This window comes from Pseudorhodoplanes sp. (assembly GCF_050250235.1).
GTDB lineage: Bacteria > Pseudomonadota > Alphaproteobacteria > Rhizobiales > Xanthobacteraceae > Pseudorhodoplanes.
In genome coordinates this window covers 1-22,598 of record NZ_JBFWPA010000105.1, presented here as the reverse complement: position 1 = coordinate 22,598, position 22,598 = coordinate 1, and the positions used below count along the sequence as shown (strand labels likewise).

The following is a 22,598-nucleotide window of genomic DNA, read 5'->3' as shown; positions in this document are numbered from 1 at the left end:
CTCCTGGTCACGAGGCCGCGAGACGACTTTGGCCGCCATGCGATGCCAGCCAGGTCAAGAACCTCTTTCTGTTCGCTCTTTCTTTCCCCGGCGAGTGTGCCGATAGCATCGTCGTACGCTATCGGCACGATACCTTTTGGCTCATTTAGCAAGCGCCGCCGAAGCTTAAGTTCAATCAAGATCGCCGGCGCAACTCCTGGATGGGCAAGTCCGATCGCCACGAGGCCGAACAGTGCATCAAAAACCGTAAACGCCTCCCGCGCCGTGGCTAACACCTTCCAATACTTTTCGATTACCGGTTCGCCAAAGGCAGCGACAGAGCGCGCTGCGCAGGCGGCCAGCCATAGAGATCGTTCGCGAACCAGCGGAAATGTTGGCGTCCAGTTGATCCATTCAAACTGTTCGGCCATCTCCACTAGCCAATGCCGCGCCTGCGGACTGGTTGTGATCAATGTAAGATTGCCGAAGGCGAGCGCTTGCCACCAATACACCATTAGATCGCCGCGCTCATTTTCACGGTCTAATCGTCCACTGACGACGGTTGCGCGTATATCGTCAAGCGAGGCGCAAAGTGCCGCGCCGGCCGCGTAGGCGGCTTTCTCGAGTATCGGCGCCCATTCGAGCACTTTGCGAATTTGCCGTCGTAACGGGAGCTGCGGTGCATAGAGCGAGCTAATTAGTTCCGTCGCATCAGTTGAGGCTGAGGTCTCAATAAGAGCGGCGCGAAAAACGTGCGCAATCGGCCCGCCGTCACGAGCGAATGCGGCCGTGTCGACCAACGGCAGTCCGTCCGGCTTCCGGCGATGCGGAGAAACTTTCCCGCCATTTACAATAAGTGACGGGCCGCCACGTTGTCCGATGGCGAAGTGCTCTTCTGGCTTCAGTTTTCCCGCAACGCGCACTGCCTGCAACAGCCGGACGTCGCGTTCTAGTGCCAGGGCTGCCGAAAGTGTTGCTATGAGCTGACCAGCATGATCAGCTGCAACCATCGCGGCTCGTGTGTGCGACACCCCGGCTTCGAGCACGCTTTGCTGAAACTTCCAGTTTTCCTTTGTCATCTCGATGGTTCGGATGTTGAGACATGCCTGCCTCACATTCGGAGCAACTCCTCAAAAACTCACTGCAATGGGTTTAGCGATAACGTTGATGAGAAGGATTCCGTTGTCATCTAATTAAGGCGGGCATACCCCCGATTACGAGTATATGCTCGTTTTTTGTCTGTTCAAGGGTCTGCGCTTACATGGAAATGCGCGTGACATACAGATGGGTCAGTATTTGTTTCGGACTTGGTGTGTGCAATTTGAAGGGTGCTCAAACCGAACTTTTTTGACTCGCCGCCAAAGGCACGAGGGTGCTGAAGACAAGTGGACATGCGACATTCGCGCGGCCACCATGCGCGCTGTTGCGAACCGTTGGCAACGCGGACTATCATCGGATTAGGTCTTCCCCCACTTCGGCCAGCGAGTTGCCATGCTCGACTCGCAGCGCTTCCGCTTCCTCAGCCAGCGCCGCCTCGCTGCGATCGCGGGAGGTCCCGGATATTGCCGCCGCTCGTAACCTCAGCTCAGGTACACCTCGACCGCCCGCAGCGTGCTGCTGTTGAAAACGACGCTGGGAATTTCCCCAGGGGTCGTTCCCGAGACCCCGCGCCGGAACAGCATGCTCGAGCGGCAATAAGGAAGGGAACCGCGATCGCGGCGAGTTTTAGGGCGTGGGGGCAATTCCGTCGCATGGTCTACAAAAACATTAGATTTCTTAGCTTTATTTTTTTGGGGAGATGTCCGATACTATTTCCAAACCGAATAATAAACCCAGAGGAAACCCCCATGCGTGATATCGACATGCTCGATCTTAACCTTCTGCGGGTGTTCGAAGCTATTATGCGCGAAGAAAATGTATCGCTTGCGGCCGCGCAATTGCATCTCACTCAGCCAGCCGTTTCGAACGCTCTCAATCGATTGCGCGCGGCTTTCAACGACGAGCTCTTCGTTCGGACCCGACAGGGAATGGAGCCTACGCCGGTTGCGCGTGCCTTGCGCGACCCCGTTCGGCGGGGGCTTGCGTCGATAAGGTCGGCGCTTTCCGAGAATCTGGCCTTCGATCCTGCGAGGTCTGATCGCCGTTTTACGATTCTGACTACCGATGTCGTCGAACTTTGCTACGGAGCCCACTGGCTGCGATTATTTTCTCGCGAAGCACCGACGATTAGCTTGAAGCTCATGGAAGCCTGCCGGTCGGAATACGAAAAGCTACTGGATAGCGGCCAAGCAGACTTGGCTTTCGGACATTTCAAGATCAGCGACTCCTTCCGATCCGAGCGGATCGGCCGCTGCAACTACGTGGCCATGTTGTGTGCGAAATACGCTAAAAAGCTGGGAATAGAGCAAGGCGGTCAATTTCCGCTCAACCCTTATCTTCGGGCTGCGCATGTCGATGTGGTGCCGCGTGCAGTGGTCGAGAGCCCGATCGCTCGAGCGTTTCGCGACAATGCACCGTTTCGGCGTGTTGCTTTGACCGTCGCGCACGTTTCGGTTTTGCCTAGCATGATTCCGGATACGGAAATCGTCGCGACTGTTCCGCAACCAGCAATCCCAGCCTTGTGTAAAAGCGGTGCCGTCACTTGGGCAAATCTTCCCTTCGAAACGGAAATGACTTCCGTATTCATTGCTTGGCACAGGCGGCAGGATGCCGACCAAGGTCACATCTGGATGCGGGAAAAGCTGCGATCGATCCGCGCGCCATTTGTGAAGCACGATTCGGTTCCTACCGTCGCGACAGCACAAAGGAGCTGAAACATACTCCTGAGCTCCTGCATCGATTAGACCGCACTGATTGCAGATATCCGGGAGTCTGCCGTTGTTAGATCCGTGGATGGCGCGCGAGCGCACGCGTATTGCTGCGATGCCGCCTCTGTGGGGTCTCGCCGCATCAGTTGCTCCGCAACAAGTTGCCGAAGCCAGCTAATTGCCGGATCGTCATTCGTTCGACGATGCCAGAATTGCTTAGCCTCCGTAAGCGGAAAATCTATCGGAGGCCGCACGAGCTTGATATTCGACGTCTCGACAAACCACGCGGCCAAAGAAAGCGGCACGACGCCGATCATGTCGCTGGAGGCGATGACCTGCGGTACGGTCATGTAATGAGGCAAGTGCAACGGGATCCGTCGTTTGTAACCCAGCATGGCCAAATGACGCTCCAATAGGTCCAGACTTTGACTTTCCTGGCTGACGACGACGTGTTCAGCGTCCAAGAATTGCTGGAGACTGAGAATGTCGCCAATAAACGGATGATCTCTTCGGACGATACACACGAAAGGATGTTCGAAGAGCCCCTGCCTCAAAATGCTAGGCCCGATGAGATCGGGAAAGCTTCCGATCGCGAGATCGACGGAGCCATCTTCAAGCATTGATTCCAGGCGGTTCGGAACGACCGGGACATAGCGCAGACCCGCATGCGGTGCGCGGCTGCGCAGCATATGGATAAGCGGTGGTCCGGATACGAACACCCCGATGTCGGTGGTCGCTATCACAAAGGTTCGCTTGCAATCTTGCGGCACGAAAGCGGGTTTGCTGAGAACGCCAATTTCCAAAAGTCTGAGCGCTTCCTGAAGCGTCGGGATGATGCCGTCCATAAAAGACGTAGGCCTCATCCCGTGCCCGGTTCTCACGAATAATTCGTCCCCGAAATATCTTCGCAATTCGGCCAACTTATTGCTTGCCGTCGGCTGACGCATACCTAGCGCACTGGCTGCTTCGGATAGACTGCCGAGTCGATAGAGGCGCTCAAGCAGAAGAAGCAGATTGAGATCGAGGCGACCGATGTCCATTTTACACACACCTCCCATAGGCGAATTGGTTAGGTGAGCCGAAACTCTTTCTTGTCGAAACGATCGCTTGGCATAAGGAGTAACGTCACAGGATGTTACGGACATGCCCCAAAATTGACTAAGCGCTAGGGTCGACACGATTCACACTACATCATCTCAGCACCGCCGATTGTGCTGACCCATATACAATGCTCGCACTCCTTGTGCGACACAAGGCTCAACGGTTCCGACGAGGCTCCCGTCAAGATCGCTCGCGGCCGGCTACAATTGATGCGCTCAATTTGGTCTATGCGCATTGTGAATTTGATTGAACGATCTTGCGCCGATATCGTCTCGGCCGAAAATAATAGCAACACGCAAATTGCTGATAGTCACAACCGTCTCGAACTGGATCATTCGAATTGCATGCCAGTCGTGATCAGCCTGCCCGCCAGAATATTGGCTGGCAACGCGGCCTTTCCACGATCCCTTGCAACACAGACCATGGCAGTCCGGTCGCTTTCCAAACACTGAGCGCACACTAGCGAAGCAACCGCGACAGCCATGCCGCAACAAAACTGAACCGGAGTTTCTATGTCTCACAAGATTACGCTTCTCGATACGGGACGACTAAGCGTCGATGCAGGGGACTACGTCCAATACCGGATGCCAGGAACTCAGATCGACGTTCCCGCCTACAGTTACGTAATCGAAGGTCCCGGGATAGATCCGGTTTTGGTTGATACGGGGGTTGGCAATACTTCGACCGAAAAAGAGAAAACGGCAGCGACACCCGGCATTGAAACGGCACTGAACGATACCGGTTTGCGGCCCAAGGATATCCGCTACCTCATTCACACTCATCTTCATGCCGATCATGTCGGCCAGAACAGCCTTTTTCCCAATACCACGACCTTGATCGTCAACCGCAGGGAATTGGAGTTCGCTTGCTCCGGGATGATGCTTCGTGACTATCGTTTGTCAGACCTGCTCCCGATAATCGACCGCGTTCACGCACCTCAGGCTGCCTGGTTGCTCGATCTGCGCGACTTTGAACCAGTCGAAATCCTCCCTGGCATTACGGTGGTCAACGCCGGCGCGCATACCGAAGGCTCAATCAATATTCTGGTTGAAACGACAGATGGCCGCGCATGTCTGTGTGGGGACCTGATTCAAGACGTGGACATGCAGCTTACGAAACCTCTTATGCAGATGAACTACCGCGAGCCCTGGCTGCCCGCCAACACCGCAATGCCTTTGTTGGATGAACGGAAAGCTATCAAGCGCACGCTCGCTTCTTGCGATTGGCTTCTGCCGACACACGATCGGCCTGCTAAAATTGTGGGAGGTCTTGTTTGCAAAAAGCTGGAAACAAATTCCCGCGCCGCGATTGCAACCGGCTTCTGAGGATATAAAAAATGGCTCTAACCATCGAAACGCTTCAATGCGGAAACATCCGTCTCGATAATTCGTTTCTCGTGCAATATCAGTCGCCGGGCGCCCTTACCTATGTCCGGACGAATGCTTTCCTGATCAAAGATTTCAATAAGGGGCCCTTGCTAGTGGATACCGGCTTCCGGGGCACCGACATAATGGCCTCGGTTGGGATGGAGGCCTATGTTCCAGAGGGCGGTGGTCTTGAAACCGAGCTTGAGAAGCGCGGTCTTCGTCCAAAGGACATTCGCTTTGTCCTTCATACGCATCTCCACATCGATCATGCGGGAAAGGACGACCTTTTTCCCGACCAAACCTCCGTCATCGTCAATCGACGCGAACTTGAGGTTGCGTGTGGCGGTTCAGCCGGCGGCGCTTATCCTGCCGTTGACATGAAACATTTGCTCGGTCGCGTATGGAGCAAGAACGCGATTCAGTTTCTCGACCTCGAGCAAGGGGACGTTATCGAACTTGGCGCGGGATTGGCGGTTGAGCTTGCTGGAGGCCACACCGAAGGCTCGTTGAATGTCCTTGTCGAAACCGCTGATGGCCTTGCCCGCATCTGCGGCGATGTCGTTTACAACTTCAATAGCCAGCTAGTCGACGCCTTCGAGGAAAACGCGCTTCGCGAGCCGCATATTTCCGGAAACCACGCGGGTAGCGAGCGATCGGAGCGGGCCGCGATGAAGCGAGCGATGTCCGGCTGCCGGTGGTTGCTACCCAGCCACGACGCTCCGGCCAAACTGAACCAGGGCGAAGTCGTCGGTCGGGTCGTCGAAGCGAGCATTCCCGGTCCCGTGATTTCCAACAGCGAATTTCAAATTCGGCATGCGGATCTGTCGCCCCGCAAATAGAGGCTTCCGGCTCAGAAATTCGCCAGTCGTCGACGGCGCCCCCAGCACAAGCTCCTGTCATGGAAGGACCAGTGTTTGAATACGGCTGAATTTGATTACATTATCGTCGGAGCCGGTTCAGCTGGTAGCGCGCTCGCTTATCGGCTTTCCGAGCATCCATCCACGCGAGTCCTGGTGATTGAGGCGGGAGGGCGCGATCTCAATCCATTGATAGCGATTCCGCTTGGCTGGCCGCGCATCCTCCAAAGCCGAATGGACGACTGGATGTATTTCTCGGAGCCCGAACCTGAACTCGGGAACCGGGAAATTGAATGTGCGCGCGGCCGCGTGCTCGGAGGATCGTCGTCTATTAATGCCATGGCGTTCGTTCGTGGTCACCGAGGCGATTATGACCGATGGGCGTCGACGACTGGCCTCGATAAATGGTCTTACGCTCACGCCCTGCCGTATTTCCGACGACTCGAAACTTGGGAAGGCGGCTCGGACGCGTATCGCGGCGATAGCGGACCGGTGCGGGTTCAATTTTCGCAATATTCGGACCCTCTCGCGGAAGCATTTACAGCCGCCGGCATGTGCGCCGGATATGCTTACACTCCGGATTACAATGGCGCTCAGCAGGAGGGATTTGGTCGGTGGCAGGCCACGATTCACAACGGTCGTCGTTGGAGCGCCGCTGATGCGTATCTGCGGCCTTCCCTGCAACGGAAGAACGTTTCGCTGACGATGAATTCGCTGGTAACGCGCGTGATATTCTCGGGCATACGCGCGCAAGGAGTAGAATTCGTAAAAAGCGGGCGAAGACGTACCGCTTATGCCGCCCGCGAAGTTATTCTATGCGGCGGCGCGATCAACACGCCTCAGCTTTTAAATCTGTCGGGTGTCGGTCACCCAGACGAATTGCGATCCGGCGGTATCGCTACGCTGGTAGCTTTGAAGGGGGTTGGAAAGAATTTGCAGGACCACATTTCGGCCAGCGCCACATATTTGCGCAAGCAACCAGGTCCACTCCATCAAAATATGCGAATCGACCGGATCGCGCGCGAACTCACGAAAGCTTATTTTTTTGGAACCGGTATCGCGACCGATTTGCCCTCAGGGCCAATGGCGTTTCTGAAAAGTTCGTTTGCGTCAACGCTTCCCGACATCCAACTCATTCCAATCGCAGCCCCCATGAGCGCGGCTCCGTATCTAAGACCCTTCCGAAGGAGCTACGTCGACGCCTTTGCGATCCGCGCTGCGGTGCTGCGACCCGAAAGCCGCGGCTATGTGCGGCTAAAGTCGGGAGATGCCAATGCGGCTCCCATAATTGTGCAGAATTTTCTCGCCACTCAGAGAGACAGAGAGCTGCTACGCGATGGCATCCGGATTGCGCGTGATGTCGGCTCACAGCAACCGCTATCAAAGTTTACGAGCAAGATGGCCGCACCTAGTGGATACTCAGACGACGAATTAGACGAACACATCAACGCGACCGGGATCTCCGTCCATCACCCGGTAGGTACTTGCAAAATGGGTGCGCATTCGGACTCAGGTGCCGTAGTCGACGGGGAGCTTCGAGTGATGGGATTGGAAGGACTGCGTGTCGTCGACGCATCAGTCATGCCAGACCTTATAGGAGGCAACATTAATGCAGCCGTATTTATGATTGCAGAGAAGGCGGCTGACCTTATTCAGCAAAAGCCGCCTCTTTCGCCTGCGACTGTTTCTAACAGCGGCACTACCTTGCTTTCTGAGCGAAACTTCTCTGAGGGAGAGAAGGTTACAATTGCAAGGCCGTTTGGCGGGAAACGGTCTATTCTTTCGTCGTTGCTGGCAGGGCTCGTCGCTACAGTAATTGCTTACAACACTGGCGCGGAAGCTTCTGATAATCGAACAGCAAGCGGAAAACTCAATATAGCCATACCGGCCCCTTGCCAGTCCGTAGACAAGAAGTCTTCAATAGACGGTTTCAAACTCGGCATACTAAATTTCTTCATGCGGTCTGATCTGGAGCTGCTGGCGTCAGCGCTCCTTGCCAACTCTTTCATTTGGTGGGGTCCAAAGCGGGCCCAAAAGCAGCACGATCACGCGGAAAAAACTTATTGTAGGGATAGGCCTCTTTGAACACCGGCCGACTTGCCAATGACGCTCAACTGGCACAATCCGCGCTCCAAAAATTGAGAAGCTATTTAATTGATCAAAATTGCTCAGTGCTGCCTTGTTTCATACAATTGGGCTGGCCCTCTACCCAACCTTATTTGAGTTCAGAGATCGGTGACGATTTACTCGGTGACAAACAGCGCATCTAATGCAAGCACACTGTTTGAATAACCAATGAGGGGATTAATGTCTATTTCAGCGATCTCTGAATGTTCAATCATCAGCCGACCGATTTGCGAGGCTACGCGTGCAGCCGCCGCGATGTCGACCGGCGCCGCACCGCGAACGCCATGCATCAAGCGCGCACCCTTGAGAGCTTCAAATTCGAGAATAATTTGAGCTTCGGGAAGATCGGCTGGCATCAATCGGACATCTCCAAGTGCCTCGATCCAAATGCCGCCCAACCCAACTAGGAGGATCGGGCCCCAGCTCGAATCCCGATATGCGCCAACGACGAGTTCGACGCCGGGGGTACCCATTGTTTCGACCAACGCACCATCCAATGTAATTTCTGGCGCTGCACGACGAATGTTGGCGCCAAGCTTCTCCCAAGCGCTTCGCAAAGCCGCTTCATTTCCGATGTTTAGCAGAACGCCTCCCGCTTCACTTTTGTGTGCAAGTGCCGCCGCTTGGGCTTTGAGCACGACCGGATAGCCGAGTTCTTGCGCGAGAGTTACGGCCTCATCCGCGCTGCAGACCAGTCCGCCTGGCGGAACGGGGATGCCCAGAACCTTCAGCACCTGCTTGCCGAGCCATTCAGGCTGCGTGCCGTGCCCAAGCTTCGGCAACTTAGGCAGCGCCGCCGCTGCAACTTCGGATCTCACCCGGCCTTTTCTCGCGGCCTGCTGTCCAAAACGAGCAAGAGCGCGAAGCGCCCGTTCGGGCGAACGCATTACGACAATGCGATTGTCGTCCAAAATGCGGGCAGGCTCTGCGGCGAGGGGCACGCCTTCTTCGTGTATCACGTAAATAAACGGTTTTGCGGCATCTTTCGCCCCCGCGGCGACCGCCGTCGCCTGCTGAGTGCTCAAAGGTGGGTCCAGATAGGGCGAAGTAAAAACCAGGCTTTTCGTACTGGGGTCCGCAAGCATCGTCGACAATGCGACGGTCACAAGATCAGGCCTCTGAACCGGAAGCGTACCTAGATCTAAAGGATTGCGCGGGGGGGTGTAGTCGGGCAAATGAGGCAGCAGAGCTTGAAACTGATCATGCGGCAGTGGCGGAATGGCGATCCCGAGCGTGTCGCAATAATCTTCGATAATGCTGCAGATTGCGCCTGACGTTGTTACTACTCCAAGTCCGCCTCCCGAAAGTGCGTTTGGAAATCGAAGCGACAGCCGCGATACGTCGACCAATTCTTCCAATGTCTCGACAACCGTGATGCCTGAATGTTCGACGACTGCCCGCATCGCGGCATAGTCGCCAGCCAACGCGCCAGTGTGCGAGGCCGCACTGGCCTGCGCCTTGGCGCTGCGACCGGGATGAAACAGGACAATTGATTTATTGCATTCGACCGCCCGGCGCGCCGCACGCAGAAGAGCGGCAGGGTGATGAATCTGTTCGCAATAGACAGCTATGGCACCGGTCGATTTATCTTGCAGATAGAAATCGATGAAATCCGAAACGCCAAGATGTGCCTCGTTGCCCGTCGTCACGGTATAGGTGACGGGGCAGCCCGCGGCGGACAAGCTTTGTGCAATGTGGACACCGATCGCTCCGCTTTGCGTCACAATGCCGATACCTCGTCCGCGGGAGGGATCATAGGTCACGATGCTTTTGATCGGGACGAGCCATACGGCGAGAGCATCGACATGATTGAAATAGCCAACGCAGTTGGGACCTACCAGCGCAAGGCCGCCATCGCGCGCAATACGGCCAATCTCAGCCTGTTCCTTGCGCCCTCGCTCTCCCATTTCGGCAAAACCAGAAGCGAAGCAGACCGCGCTTTTAATTCGGCGCGACACACAAGCTTCAACGCTTTCCCGTACCGCGGCGGCCGGCACGCAGAGAATGGCAAGGTCAATGTCGCGAGGCAAATCCGTGAAATCAGCGAGAACCGGAAGCCCTTCGATCGTACCCTCGCTCCGGCCGACTAGATGAATCTGGCCTCGAAATCCGGTTGCAAGCACGTTACTCAGAACACCTCGACTAAGCGTGCCCGGCTTTGACGACATCCCGATGATCGCAACCGATCGCGGTTTGAACATCGCATTGAGCCCAGCGGTATAATCGGCTCCGCCGTCTTCCGGCACACCATTGTTCTTTCCCGCAAGGATTGCTGACTTAGTTGCCGTCACAGTGTCTTTCGTCATCGAAATTCTCATCTCATAATGCGTACAGGGCTTTCGGGCCGCGCTCGATCTTCAATAAGTGAAGACGTCCGAGTTTAACGCTTCCAGGACAGCGGGGCCTTCGATACGCTTTCGGAGCATTTGCACTTTTGGCAACATCGTGACCCGATAAAAATCCATCAGACGCCATTTGGTATCGACTTCTTTTTGGGTCATTTGTCCGTCGGCCTCAGCTTGCCGCAGCACCTTGCCGATCCAAGCCCACATGCAGCCCAAAAGCACCGTGCCGGCCAGATGGAGATAATCATTTGCCTTTTCCGCCGCGGCTGTCGGATGCTCTCGAACGAGTGATGCGATAAATTGTGTCGCACTCTCCCATTCGTCCAACGCGTTCGCTAGCTGATCGCGAAACGCGCCACCTCGTGCATCCGTAAGATCCTGCAAATCTTGGCGCATGCGGCCAATCATTGCCATAATCGCCACTCCACCGTCGGGACCGATCTTACGTTGCACAAGGTCCAGACCGTGAATGCCGTTCGCACCTTCGACGATCAGCAACATTCGAATATCGCGCACGAGCTGCTCCATACCCGTCTCGGCCATGTATCCGTGACCGCCGAAAAGCTGCTGCGCAGAAATCACATTTTCCAATGCTATGTCGCTCAAGAATGCCTTCACGACCGGCACGAGCAAAGCCAGATCCTTGGATGCTTGTTTGCGCCTTTGTTCGTCTGGACAGCGCTCGATGACGTCGATCAGAAGGCCAGTCCACAAAACCAGTGCACGGGCGCTCTCGCTGAAACTTCTAATCGAGAACAGGACGCGCTTTACGTCCGGATGCATTATCAAAAGGTCCGCGCTCTCCTTGGATTCTCGCGCTCCCGAAGCTCGCCCCTGACGACGCTCGCATGCGTAGCGCGCTGCGTTCTGATAGGCGAGTTCCGATATCCCGACGGAAAGAATGCCAACTTTGCGACGGATGTGATTGACCAGCATAAACATGCCGGCAAGGCCACGCCCTTCTTCGCCGACTAGCTCGCCCCTCGCCCCGTCATATTGAATTTCGCAAGTTGCGCTGCCATTGAGACCCATTTTGTGTTCAACGGCGCCACAGTGAAAGCCGCCTGTCTTTGCAGTGGCTTTGCTATCGGTCCGCTCGCCCTCGATTGGGAATTTGGGTACCGCGAACAGCGATAATCCGCCGGTGCCTGAAGGGGCGCCCTTAACGCGCGCGAGAACGAAATGCAGTATGTTGCTCGTCAGATCGTGCTCACCGCCGCTGATGAAGATCTTCGTGCCATACAGACGATAACTTCCATCTTCGGCCCGCTCGGCTCGGGTGCGGATCAGGCCGACGTCGGTACCGCAATGTGGCTCAGTCATCGCCATGGCCGCGGTCCAGTCACCTCTGATCAATGGAGGCAAAAACTTTCTGCGTTGATCCTCCGTCCCAACAGCACAAAGGATCGTCGAGATGCTGTCGCCCCACCCGATATACATGTCGAGCGCGATATTCGCCGAGCCCATGAACTCGACAACCGCGCTGCTCACTGACTTTGGCAGGTTCTGACCGCCATAGACCTCCGGCGCGGATATTCCGGACCAACCAGCTTCGACAGTCTTGCGATATGCCTCTGCGTAGCCCGGAGGCGTCCGCACGGAACCGTCTTCATTGCGCACGCAACCCGCTTTGTCCCCAACGGCGTTGAGCGGAAGATATATATCGGCGGCGACACGCCCCGCCTCTCCAATAACCGCCCTCATGAAATCAGACTCCAGGGCCTCAAACCCCGGCAGATCACCAACCTCATGAAAAGGAAGCACGTAGTCTCGCAGGAACATGTATTCTTTAACCGGGGGTTCGTAGCTAAGCATTCGCGGTTACCTGATTAAGAGAGGGCACGCGGAGACAGTGCTCGCCCCTATGAGCGTCCAGGACTGAAACCGGCCTGGAAAGCGGACGCTGGACGGCACGATCCCGCCCCCATCGCGATGTCACCGCTTCCTGCCAGATCATGTTCACTGATGGTGAGGTAGCCTGAGGTTCAGGCGGTCGGATCACGTTCGAACATCGGGAGGTGCCTTCCGTCCGGAAGGGGGTGCCAATGCAGTCGCAGCCGCATTCCAATCTTGATGTCGTCGCGGGAGCAACCAACCAGGTTACCCAAAACCCTTACACCCTCGTCCAATTCAACCAACGCGATCGCATAGGGGGCTGCATCGCGAAATGGTCCCGGCCCAATGTTGGAGATCGTGAAGCTATACAGAGATCCCTTGCCGTTCGATGGCCGCCACTCGATGTCGCGGCGACCTGTAAAGATGCTCACAGGCCGGGGAAAATACTGATATTGCTTTGTGGAAGGACAGTACTGCAACAGCAGACGCCGTTCCTTGGTTGCTTCCCAAAACGGAACATCGAAGCTGTAAGGTTGGATCGACCCACGAGTGACGGAGTGCGTATCGTTCAGTTTGTTCGTCATCTCAGCACCTCACGCATCCGGAGAGAGGACAAGGGCGCCACTGCTGCCCCAATTGCGCCCGAAGGGTATCCAACCGATACCGGTCACGAGGGCGACGTTGATGTTCGAGACCTGACGATCCCCACACTCGCCGAAAAGTTGGCGTACCGCTTCCACCAAGTTGGTCCCGCCACCGGCCAGTCCCGCCTGGCCTGCGGAAATCTGGCCGCCTCCTGTATTGAGCGGCAGATCGCCGTTGAAATGGAAATCTCTTTCGCGGATGAAGGCTGCGCCCTGCCCTGGTTTGCAGAAGCCGAGCATCTCCATTGTCAGCATGATAGCGATAATGAAGTCGTCGTATGGATGAAACGACCCAATGTCGTTCAACCCAATCCCGGCCATCGCCAGCGCCTTCTTCCCCGCAATGCCGTGCCCCGAGGTCGTAATGTCGGTGTTGTTGCGACCCAACTCAAAGTTGGTGCTTTCACCATAGCCACGCGGAACGACGAAACGCTTGAAGCCGCGTCGTCTGGCCTCCGCTGCGCTCATCATCAGAAAACCGTTGGCGCCATCGCATGACATCACACAATCCAGCAGCCGGATCGGCTCGGAAATCATGCGAGAGTTTAGATAATCCTGCTCCGTAATCGGCACGCGGAACTTCGCCAGCGCGTTGGGATTGAGGACCGCATGATCTCGCTGAGTTACCGCGAGCTTGGCCAACGCCTTCATGTCGAGCCCGTATTGGTAATCGTACCGGTTCGAGAGCAAACCGAAACTCCCCGGCGGACCCACCAAGCCCGAGGGATCGCACCATTGCTCGTAGAACGCGCGCAGCCGACGATTGTCACCCATCGTCGGCGTATCGGCGTTGATAAGAGCCACGATGTTGCAAAATCCAGCGTCAAGTGCCGCGGCAGCGCGGGCAATGCCGCCGATCGCCGACACGCCGCCCAGGTCCGTTTGATCGCAGAAATTCAGCTCGAGACCTAAATACTCGCTCGTCGATTGCGCCCAGAAGCTGGCCGTTGCAGTCAACGACGGATTGACGATCAACCCGTCGATCTCGCTCTTCTCGATACCCGTTTGAGCCAGCAAGCCTTCGAGTACCTCGCCGGCGAAGTCAAACACATCACGGCCGCTCTTCGTCACATTCTGAGCTTCGGCGAACCCAACGATTGCGTTGTCCTTCAGAGCCATCTTTTCCTCGTTACATAGTTATCCAGCGACTGCCTTGTTCAGAACGTCGCGTCTTTCTTGTGCCGGAGAAATGCTTCCATGCCTTTGATCGCATCTTCGGACGTCAATGTGATCGCTTGGGCGAGACTCTCGGTAAACAGGCCCGCTTGGATTGGCATTTCGTTGATGTAATCGATTGCGTGCAGCATCATGTAGTTCGAGATCGGCGCGTTGGCAGCGACTTTCTCGGCAACTTCAAGTGCAAACGAAGACGCTTCGCCTTTGCCCACGAGATAATGCGAGAGTCCCCATTGCATCCCGGTCTCGGCATCGAGCCTTCGTCCGGTCAGCATCATCTCGCGCACCCGATCAGGACCGATGATTTTCGCCAGATGCACCGTCCCGCCGCCGCCGAGAAAAATCGCTCGTCGACCTTCTGGAAGCTGATAGAAAGTACTGGGTTCAGCGATCCTGACATGCGTCATAGCTGCCAGCTCGAGACCGCCGCCGATAACGGCGCCCGGCATCGCCGTAATGATCGGTCTTCCGCAATGCTGGATTTGTTCGAATAGCTTGTGACCGGACCGCGAAAACAAGATACTTTCGAAGGGCTTCGATAGTTGATGTTCCGAAAGATCGAGTCCCGCGCAGAACTGCTCACTCGTGGTCGTAAGAACGACAGCGCGCACCTTTTCCGGCAATCCGTCGAAGACTTTGCGCAGCGCGTCAAAGAGCGCCGCCGAGAATGCATTGTGTTTGGAAGGACGATTAAGCCGCACTATCCCAATGCGATCGCGCTCTTCATAAATGACAACATCATCGCTCATCTATCGCTTCCTAGTGCTTTCGAGCTTCGCGCTCTTAATTGTAGCGGAAGAACCGCCTAGCGGTGGCTATCCGTAATGCGAGTGCCGGCAAAACGCGCAAAATTCCCCTTTGGGTCTGCCGTCACACGATTGAACCGTGTCGAGGCTGGCCCAACTGAAATTGATTGCGCAATGACATCTTGCGGCATCACGCCAAGGCGGCATTGACTATTCTGGCTTGGGTAAATTCCTCAATACTCTCGATACCAAGCTGACGACCGCTCCCGGATTGCTTCGCGCCAGAAACGGGAACGTCGAAGGGAAGATCAAGAAACTTGTTGATCCAGACCAAGCCAGTTTCAATTCGGGAGGCAACTTCAATGCCCCTATCGGGATTGGAGGTCCAAACCGTCCCACCCAGACCGTAATCGCTGTCGTTAGCTTTCGCGATCGCTTCGTTCAGGTCGTCATAACCAATAACGGGAAGGATCGGACCGAACTGCTCTTCCGTTACGATCCTGGAATTCTCGGCCACATCGCGAACAATCGTCGGTTGGATAAAGTATCCATTACCTTCGATCCGATTGCCTCCCGCTACGATCTTGCCATTGCGCCGGGCATCGTCGAGAAGGCCGAGCAATTTATCGAACTGGGCCTTATTCTGAACCGGTCCGATTGTATTGCCTTGTTGCAAGCCATCGCCGACCGAGGCCGATTTAGCAAGGCGTCCGAGTACAGCGCAGAGTTCGTCCAGCATCGCTTGCGGCGCATAAACGCGCTTAACTGCTAGACAGATTTGACCAGCATTCATCATCGCCCCTTCGAATATTCTAGGAGCGATCGTCTCGACGTCAGCGTCGTCGAGTACGATGGCAGCATCGTTTCCACCAAGCTCTAGGGCGACGCGCTTGAGGGACTTACCGGTCGAGGCAAGAACCTTCTTACCGGTAGTGGCCGATCCGGTAAAACTCACATGATCAACGCCCGGGTGTTCCGTCAGCACAGATCCGAGATCGTTGCGGTCGACGATCGTCTGGAATACGCCGGCAGGAAGTACAGCGGAGGCCAATTCCCCGATCAGCAAGGTCGTAAGCGGTGTTGTGGGAGCCGGCTTTGCAATGACGACGTTACCGGCAATCAATGCCGGCGCGATTTTGAAGATCAGCAACAGAACCGGAAAGTTCCACGGGGTAATAGAAACGACCGTCCCGAGGGGATAACGCTGTTCTACGATGCGTTCGTTTGCGGTATCGCGGAGAATCCTGTCTTCGAGAGTCTGCTCCGCAAAATATCGTAGAGCCGCCACGGAAGCACCAACCTCAAATCGCGCTTGATCAAGTGGCTTTCCCTGTTCCTGAGTGAGTAATCGGGCAACCTCGTCCGCTCGGGCTTCGAACATATCGGCTAGTCGCACCAATAGCGCCCGGCGCCCAGAGAACCCTCGTGCGGCCCAGGCAGGAAACGCCGACTTCGCTGCAGCGACCGCGCGATCTACTGTGGATGCATCGGCAAGCGGCGCGGATGCAAACGGACGACCCGTCGCGGGGTTGATGACTTCTAAAGCGCCAACCCCTGCATACAAATCACCGCCAATGACCATCTTAAATGGCATCTCCAAATTCTTAGACAAAGCAGCCTCCGCGAATGATGGGATCCGAGTATTCGCTGCTCAGGCGGGCCATCTTGAACCAAACGGGCCGTCCCGCGCACCAAGGTCAACTTCCAATCGCGGGCATCAAAATTCGATGCCATGGCGATTTTTCGTTGGCCCGTATTTGTCGCTCGGCAGCGGAGGCGAACATTGCGCTCGCCAGCGCCGTCGTCCCTTCTAATCAGTGCATTTCCTCTCGTACCTTCATCGGCAGTTCGGATGGTTGCACCGAGATCTACCGCATGGGTCGATTTTGTGGGCGACACTTTAGGTCAATGGCTTCCGTCGAGAAGGCGACTTCTGCAAATAATGGATATTGTGAATCGATATATCGGTGCGAACGAGTTCTCTGAAAGTAAAACCCGCCCGAGTCCCGGCTCGCGTCAGGACATGACGAAATTCAGATTCCTAAATACCGATGCTGAAGATCTGGGACGTTGGCGAGTTGTTGGGAGGTACCGCTCCATACGGTGCGACCGCGTTCGATTAGGTAGTGTCGATCGGCGATGGCGATCAGGGCTGCGACGTTCTTGTCGATCACCAGGATCGACTGGCCGGCCTGTTTCAGCTGCGTCAGGCATTGCCAGATTTCCTGACGGATCAGCGGCGCCAGCCCTTCCGTTGCCTCGTCGAGAATGAGCAGGCGCGGATTGGTCATCAGCGCGCGGCCGATCGCCAGCATCTGCTGCTCGCCGCCGGACAGAAGGTTACCCATCTGGCCCGAGCGCTCGGCGAGGCGCGGAAACAATTCCACCACGCTGTCATAGGTCCAGGGCTTCGCTGCGTTCGACGCATTGGCCGCGGTCGCCACCAGATTCTCGCGCACGGTCAGGTTCGGAAAAATCTGCCGACCTTCCGGAACGAGGCCGAGGCCCATCTTGGCGACGCGATAAGAAGCGAGTCCGCGTATGTCCTTGTCGCCGAAGCGGATGGTGCCGGCGCGCGCCGGCGTCAGCCCCATGATCGAACGCACGGTCGTGGTCTTGCCCATGCCGTTGCGGCCCATCAGCGTTACCATCTCGCCTTTGGCGATGGCGAGCGACAACCCGAACAGCACCTGGCTGCGGCCATAGCAGGTTTCGATGCCGGATATTTCGAGCAGCGTGTCAGCCATCGAACGTACCTTGCACGGCCTCCTGCTCGCCGAGATAGGCCTGCCGCACATCCGCGTTGGCGCGGATCTCGGCGGGCAGCCCGGTGGCGATGACGCGGCCATAGACCAGCACCGTGATGCGGTCGGCCAGCGCGAACACCGCTTCCATGTCGTGCTCGATCAGAAGGATGGTGTATTGCTTCTTCAGTTCGAGCAGCGTCTTGACCATGCGCGCCGATTCCTCCGGGCCCATCCCGGCCATCGGCTCGTCGAGCAGCAGCATGCGCGGCCCGGTCGCCAGCGCCATCGCGATTTCGAGCTGGCGATGTTCGCCGTGGCTCATGCTGGAAACAACGGTGTCGGCGCGATGCGACAGCCCCACGCGATCGAGCGCCGCCCGCGCGGGCGCGCGCAAGCCTTCCTCGCTCCGCGCTGGATGCCAGAAGTGGAAGGAATGGCCGGCATGCGCCTGCACTGCAAGCGCCACATTGTCGAGCGCGGTGAAATCGTTGAACAGCGAGGTGATCTGGAACGAGCGCGCGAGCCCCATCATCGAACGCTGGTAGGTCGGCAGCGATGTGATGTCCTCGCCGGCGAAGAAGATGCTGCCGGAATTGGGCACGATCTCGCCGGTAAGCTGGCCGATCAGCGTGGTCTTGCCGGCGCCGTTCGGGCCGATCACGGCGTGAAGCTCTCCCGTCGGCACCGTCAGCACGATCGCATCGGAGGCGAGCACGCCGCCGAAGCGCTTGGTGATGCCATCGACCTTGAGCAGCGGGTCAGCCACGGCGGATTTTCTCCAGCAAGCCGTCGATGCCACCGCGCGCGAACAACACGACGAGCAGCAGCATCGGACCGAGGATCAGCGCCCAGTATTCCTTGGCGGCCACCACCGGCTTTCCGGTGACGAAGTGGGCCACCACCGAAATCGCATGCGGCAGCCATTCCTCGAGCACCAGCAGCGCGACCGCGCCGATCACCGGGCCCAGCACCGATCCCATGCCGCCCAGCACCGCCATCACGATCAGATCGCCCGAGCGCGTCCAGTGCATGATCGCGGGGCTGATGAAATCGGTGTGGTTGGCGAGCAGGATGCCGGAAAGCCCGCACAGCATGCCTGCGATCACGAAACAGGCGAGCTGATAGCGGAAGGTCGGGAAGCCGATGGCGCGCATGCGGCGCAGATTCGACCGCGCACCCTGGATCACGAGGCCGAAACGCGAATTGACGATGCGCCAGACCAGATAGCAGGTGACGATCAGGCAGACGAAGCACACGTAATAGAATGTGGTCTTGTTCGACAGATTGATCAGGCCGCCGAAATCGCTGCGCTTCTGGATGGTCAGGCCGTCGTCGCCGCCATAGCGATCGAGACTGACGGCGACGTAATAGGCCATCTGCGCGAAGGCGAGCGTGATCATGATGAAGTAGACGCCGCGGGTCCGAAGCGACAGCGCGCCGGTCACGAGCGCGAATACGCCGCAGGCCAGGATCGCGACCGGCCACTGGATGAACGCGGAATAGGTGCCTTCATGCGCGAGGATGCCCACCGCATAGCCTGCGATGCCGAGATAGGCGGCGTGTCCGAAGCTGACCATGCCGCCATACCCCATGATGAGATTGAGGCTGACCGCGGCGATGGCAAGGATCACGATGCGCGTGAACAGCGTCATGATGAAGGCGTTGCCGGTCATCTGCGAATAGACCGGTACAAACGCGAGAAACAGGATCAGCGCGCCGACCAGCACGTTGCGGACGGTGAACAGATTTCTCATTCACCGCCGCCGGGAACAAACCTGCCGGCCGGATCACCAGAATGATCGCCATCACGAGATAGATGAGCATCGACGACAACGCGGGCGCCGCCGTCGCGGCAGCCGATGTCGACAGGAACAGCTTAAGGATGTCCGGCAGGAAGGCGCGCCCCACCGTGTCGATCAATCCGACGATGATGGAGGCGACGAAGGCGCCGCGGATCGAACCGATGCCGCCGATGATGATGACGACGAAGGCGAGGATCAGGATGTTCTCGCCCATGCCGATCTGCGCGGTGAGGATGGCGGCCTGCATCATTCCCGCAAGGCCAGCGAGCGCCGCGCCGATGCCGAACACGAAGGTGTAGAGCAGCTTGATGTTGATGCCGAGCGCGCTGACCATCTCGCGGTTCGACGCGCCGGCGCGGATCAGCATGCCGATCCGCGTGCGCATGACGACGAGATAGAGGCCGAGCGCGACCGTCAGCGCGACGATGATGATCGAGAGCCGGTACATGGAATATTGCACGCCCGGCAGGATCTGGATCGAGGTATTGAGCCAGGCCGGCAAAGTGAGATTCATGCCGGCCGGGCCCCAGACGAGGCGCACCATTTCGTTGAAGAACAGGATCAGGCCGAAGGTGCCGAGCACATGGTCGAGGTGATCACGGCCGTAGAGCCTGCGCATCGCCACCACTTCGACCAGCATTCCGACCAGCAGCGTCGCTATGATCGCGAGCAGGATGCCGAGAATGAAATTATCGGTGAGGCCGGTAAAGGTCGCGGCGAAATAGGCGCCCAGCATGTAGAGCGAGCCGTGCGCCAGATTGACGAGATCCATGATCCCGAAGACCAGCGTCAGCCCCGCCGCCAGAAGAAACAGCAGCAGGCCGAATTGCAGGCCGTTCAGGAATTGCTCGATGAATAGCAACATGGCGCTGATTGCCGCCCCTCACGGCAAAGAGTCGATCGGCACAGGTAGTGAAACCGGCCCTCAAAGATAAAGCCGGACGGCAGACGCTCCTACGCCCACCGTCCGGCCCGTCATTCAGATCACCACTTCATCGGACACTTGGACGCAAAGCGGTCCTGGCTGTCCTCCACGATAGTCGCAACGGTCTTCAGCCCAAAGCTGCCATCGGCATTCTTGACCACATCCTGCAGATAGAAGTTCTGGATCGGGATGTGATTGTTGCCGTACTTGAACGGGCCACGCACCGACGGGAAGTTCGCCTTGCGCATCTCGTCGCGCATCACGTCCTTCTGCGTCACGTCACCCTTGGCCGCAACCACCGCGCTGTTGATCAGCTGCGCGGCATCATAGGACTGGGCCGCATAAAACGAAGGCGACGTCTTGTACTTCGTCCGGAAGTCGACAACAAACTTCTTATTCGAGTCGAAGGGGAGGTCTTCTACCCAATGTTGTGCACCAGCGACTCCGAGCGCGAGTTCCTTCTGTAGAGGTAACGACAACTGGTCAATCGTGAAGACCGTATAGAGGGGAATCTGGCCCTTTAAGCCTTGTTGCGCATATTGGTTGAGAAACTGCACACCGGCAGCGCCTGGATAAAACGCAAAAATGGCATCCGGCTTGGCAGCGCGGGCTTTCGACAATTCGGCGGAGAAGTCGAGCTGATCCGGCCACTTGGTCAGATCCTCGCCAACCACTTTTCCTTTGAAGGCAGACACCACACCCGAAAGCGTGTCCTTGCCGGCAGCGTAGTTCGGACCAATCAGATAAGCGGTCTTCACGCCCTTCTGGTTCATATACTCGGCGACTGCCTGCGGCGTCTGATCGTTCTGAAAAGACGTCGAGAACGCATATTGCGAACACAGCTCGCCGGCATACTGCGAAGGCCCTGCATTCGCCGACACAAACAGGGTCTGGGCATCCACGATCGGCTTCAGCGAGGCGAGCAGCACGTTCGACCAGATGAAACCGGCGATGAAATCGACCTTGTCGGATTCGATCAACTTCTGGGTTTTCTGCTTGCCGACATCCGGCTTCTGCGAATCGTCTTCGTAAATGACCTCGACCGGGCGGCCGCCCATCTTGCGGCCCATATGGTCGAGCGCGAGGTCGAACGCTTTACGCATATCGTTGCCGATGACCGCAGTGGGCCCCGTAAAGGTCGAGACAAACCCGATCTTGATCGGCTTGTCCTGGGTCATGGCCGGCCCCGAAAGCAAAAGGACGCCAGCTGACGCTACCATCAATGTTCTTATCATCCATTCCTCCCTGCCGGTTTTCGGCTTCCTCTCCAAACGAGTGCATGGCTACTCGCGTACTTTCATCTTTGCGAACTACCAGGACCTCTCCATCGAAATTGACTGCGTTCTTAACTCGGACGGCATTCACTCATCGAATGCCGCACCGACTGCTGCCGCTGCCTCGCTCAACGCAACGTTTGCGCTATCCACCACGCCGTACAAACGGGCGAAACCATGCATCAGATCGGGATAGTCGCGCAGCTTTATGGGGACGCCTGCAGCGACAAGTCGTTGCGCGTATTCTCGGATCTCGTCCGCAAGGACGTCATGCCGAGCGACCGCGATCCAAGCGGGCGCAGCTCGCGATAGATCTTGAGATCGAAGTATCGAAATGCGCGGGTCCGACCACTTATCGCTCGGAGCGTATTGTTCGAAGAACCACCGCATGTCGGCCCCCGAAAGCAAATATCCGTTGCCGTATTCGCGGTAACTGTCACGTTCGAAATTCGAGTCCACGCAGGGATAGAACAGTAGTTGCAAACGAATCTGTGAACTTTCGGAAAGCTCGGCAGCACATACGGTCGCCAGATTGCCACCGGCGCTGTCACCGCCAACCGCAATCCCCTTTGGCAAACCAAGCTCCGCAATCCCAACATGTGCCGCCCACTGAATAACGGCGCGGGCATCTTCCAATGCTGCTGGAAAGCGATCTTCTGGAGCCAGTCGATAGTCGGCTGCCAATATTGCGCAACCGCTGCGATGTACGAGTTCTCGCATCAGACTGTCGAAATCGTCTAATTCGCCCAAGACCCATCCGCCACCGTGAAAGTAGACAAGAAGTCCCTTCGGGGCGGCGGGAATATAGAACCGAGATGGAATAGAAAGTCCGTCCCTCGTGATAATCCGATCTTCCACGCGTAGA

The 22,598-nt window shown here is 57.0% G+C and carries 17 protein-coding genes and 1 pseudogene; 4 read left to right on the top strand and 14 right to left on the bottom strand.

Annotation, left to right across the window (positions count from 1 at the left end):
* Nucleotides 1–1,058: hypothetical protein (locus AB7F49_RS29610; protein WP_428529141.1), on the bottom strand; the 1,058-nt coding region annotated here is incomplete at its 3' end.
* Nucleotides 1,059–1,826: 768 nt separating this feature from the next.
* Here AB7F49_RS29610 and AB7F49_RS29605 point away from each other — a divergent pair.
* A complete protein-coding gene (locus tag AB7F49_RS29605) occupies nucleotides 1,827–2,792 on the top strand; it encodes a LysR family transcriptional regulator (protein WP_428529139.1) in 966 nt (321 codons plus the stop codon).
* Nucleotides 2,793–2,818: 26 nt separating this feature from the next.
* Here AB7F49_RS29605 and AB7F49_RS29600 read toward each other — a convergent pair whose 3' ends face one another.
* Nucleotides 2,819–3,826 carry a LysR family transcriptional regulator gene (locus tag AB7F49_RS29600; protein WP_428529137.1) on the bottom strand — a complete coding sequence of 336 codons (1,008 nt, stop codon included), beginning with the start codon at nucleotides 3,824–3,826 and terminating at the stop codon, nucleotides 2,819–2,821.
* A gap of 573 nt (nucleotides 3,827–4,399) precedes the next feature.
* Between AB7F49_RS29600 and AB7F49_RS29595 the strand changes: the two genes are divergently transcribed.
* From AB7F49_RS29595 to AB7F49_RS29585, 3 genes are all read left to right on the top strand, one after another.
* A complete protein-coding gene (locus AB7F49_RS29595) occupies nucleotides 4,400–5,212 on the top strand; it encodes an N-acyl homoserine lactonase family protein (protein WP_428529135.1) in 813 nt (270 codons plus the stop codon).
* Between the two features lie 11 nt (nucleotides 5,213–5,223).
* On the top strand, nucleotides 5,224–6,093 hold the full coding sequence (locus tag AB7F49_RS29590) for an MBL fold metallo-hydrolase (protein WP_428529133.1): 870 nt from the start codon (nucleotides 5,224–5,226) through the stop codon (nucleotides 6,091–6,093).
* Nucleotides 6,094–6,168: 75 nt separating this feature from the next.
* Nucleotides 6,169–8,196: a GMC family oxidoreductase gene (locus tag AB7F49_RS29585; protein WP_428529131.1), complete on the top strand. Its 2,028-nt coding sequence runs from the start codon at nucleotides 6,169–6,171 to the stop codon at nucleotides 8,194–8,196.
* Nucleotides 8,197–8,354: 158 nt separating this feature from the next.
* Here the strand turns inward: AB7F49_RS29585 and AB7F49_RS29580 are convergent, their stop codons facing one another.
* The 12 genes and pseudogenes from AB7F49_RS29580 to AB7F49_RS29525 form a co-directional block, all read right to left on the bottom strand.
* Nucleotides 8,355–10,544, bottom strand: coding sequence for an acetate--CoA ligase family protein (locus AB7F49_RS29580; protein ID WP_428529129.1), 2,190 nt, complete (start codon nucleotides 10,542–10,544; stop codon nucleotides 8,355–8,357).
* Nucleotides 10,545–10,595: 51 nt separating this feature from the next.
* Nucleotides 10,596–12,398, bottom strand: coding sequence for an acyl-CoA dehydrogenase (locus AB7F49_RS29575; RefSeq protein ID WP_428529127.1), 1,803 nt, complete (start codon nucleotides 12,396–12,398; stop codon nucleotides 10,596–10,598).
* Between the two features lie 170 nt (nucleotides 12,399–12,568).
* The gene (locus AB7F49_RS29570) at nucleotides 12,569–13,003 is read right to left on the bottom strand and encodes a Zn-ribbon domain-containing OB-fold protein (RefSeq protein ID WP_428529125.1); all 435 of its coding nucleotides are present in this window, start codon (nucleotides 13,001–13,003) and stop codon (nucleotides 12,569–12,571) included.
* A gap of 9 nt (nucleotides 13,004–13,012) precedes the next feature.
* Nucleotides 13,013–14,182 (bottom strand): thiolase family protein, encoded by a 1,170-nt coding sequence (locus tag AB7F49_RS29565; protein ID WP_428529123.1) that lies wholly within the window; start codon nucleotides 14,180–14,182, stop codon nucleotides 13,013–13,015.
* Between the two features lie 38 nt (nucleotides 14,183–14,220).
* Nucleotides 14,221–14,988, bottom strand: a complete 768-nt coding sequence (locus AB7F49_RS29560; protein WP_428529121.1) for a crotonase/enoyl-CoA hydratase family protein — start codon at nucleotides 14,986–14,988, stop codon at nucleotides 14,221–14,223.
* 187 nt (nucleotides 14,989–15,175) lie between these two features.
* Nucleotides 15,176–16,597 (bottom strand): aldehyde dehydrogenase family protein, encoded by a 1,422-nt coding sequence (locus tag AB7F49_RS29555; RefSeq protein WP_428529119.1) that lies wholly within the window; start codon nucleotides 16,595–16,597, stop codon nucleotides 15,176–15,178.
* Nucleotides 16,598–17,018: 421 nt separating this feature from the next.
* Nucleotides 17,019–17,732 (bottom strand): ABC transporter ATP-binding protein, encoded by a 714-nt coding sequence (locus AB7F49_RS29550; RefSeq protein ID WP_428529117.1) that lies wholly within the window; start codon nucleotides 17,730–17,732, stop codon nucleotides 17,019–17,021.
* A complete protein-coding gene (locus AB7F49_RS29545; RefSeq protein ID WP_428529115.1) occupies nucleotides 17,725–18,498 on the bottom strand; it encodes an ABC transporter ATP-binding protein in 774 nt (257 codons plus the stop codon). Before AB7F49_RS29545 ends, AB7F49_RS29550 begins: the two co-directional genes overlap by 8 nt.
* Nucleotides 18,491–19,486: a branched-chain amino acid ABC transporter permease gene (locus AB7F49_RS29540; RefSeq protein ID WP_428529113.1), complete on the bottom strand. Its 996-nt coding sequence runs from the start codon at nucleotides 19,484–19,486 to the stop codon at nucleotides 18,491–18,493. The genes AB7F49_RS29545 and AB7F49_RS29540 overlap by 8 nt, the downstream gene beginning before the upstream one ends.
* 7 nt (nucleotides 19,487–19,493) lie before the next feature.
* A pseudogene (locus AB7F49_RS29535) lies at nucleotides 19,494–20,399 on the bottom strand (branched-chain amino acid ABC transporter permease); the annotation flags it as partial.
* Between the two features lie 119 nt (nucleotides 20,400–20,518).
* Nucleotides 20,519–21,679, bottom strand: a complete 1,161-nt coding sequence (locus tag AB7F49_RS29530) for an ABC transporter substrate-binding protein (protein WP_428529143.1) — start codon at nucleotides 21,677–21,679, stop codon at nucleotides 20,519–20,521.
* A gap of 141 nt (nucleotides 21,680–21,820) precedes the next feature.
* A partial coding sequence (locus AB7F49_RS29525) for an alpha/beta hydrolase (protein ID WP_428529111.1) occupies nucleotides 21,821–22,598 on the bottom strand: 778 nt, incomplete at its 5' end.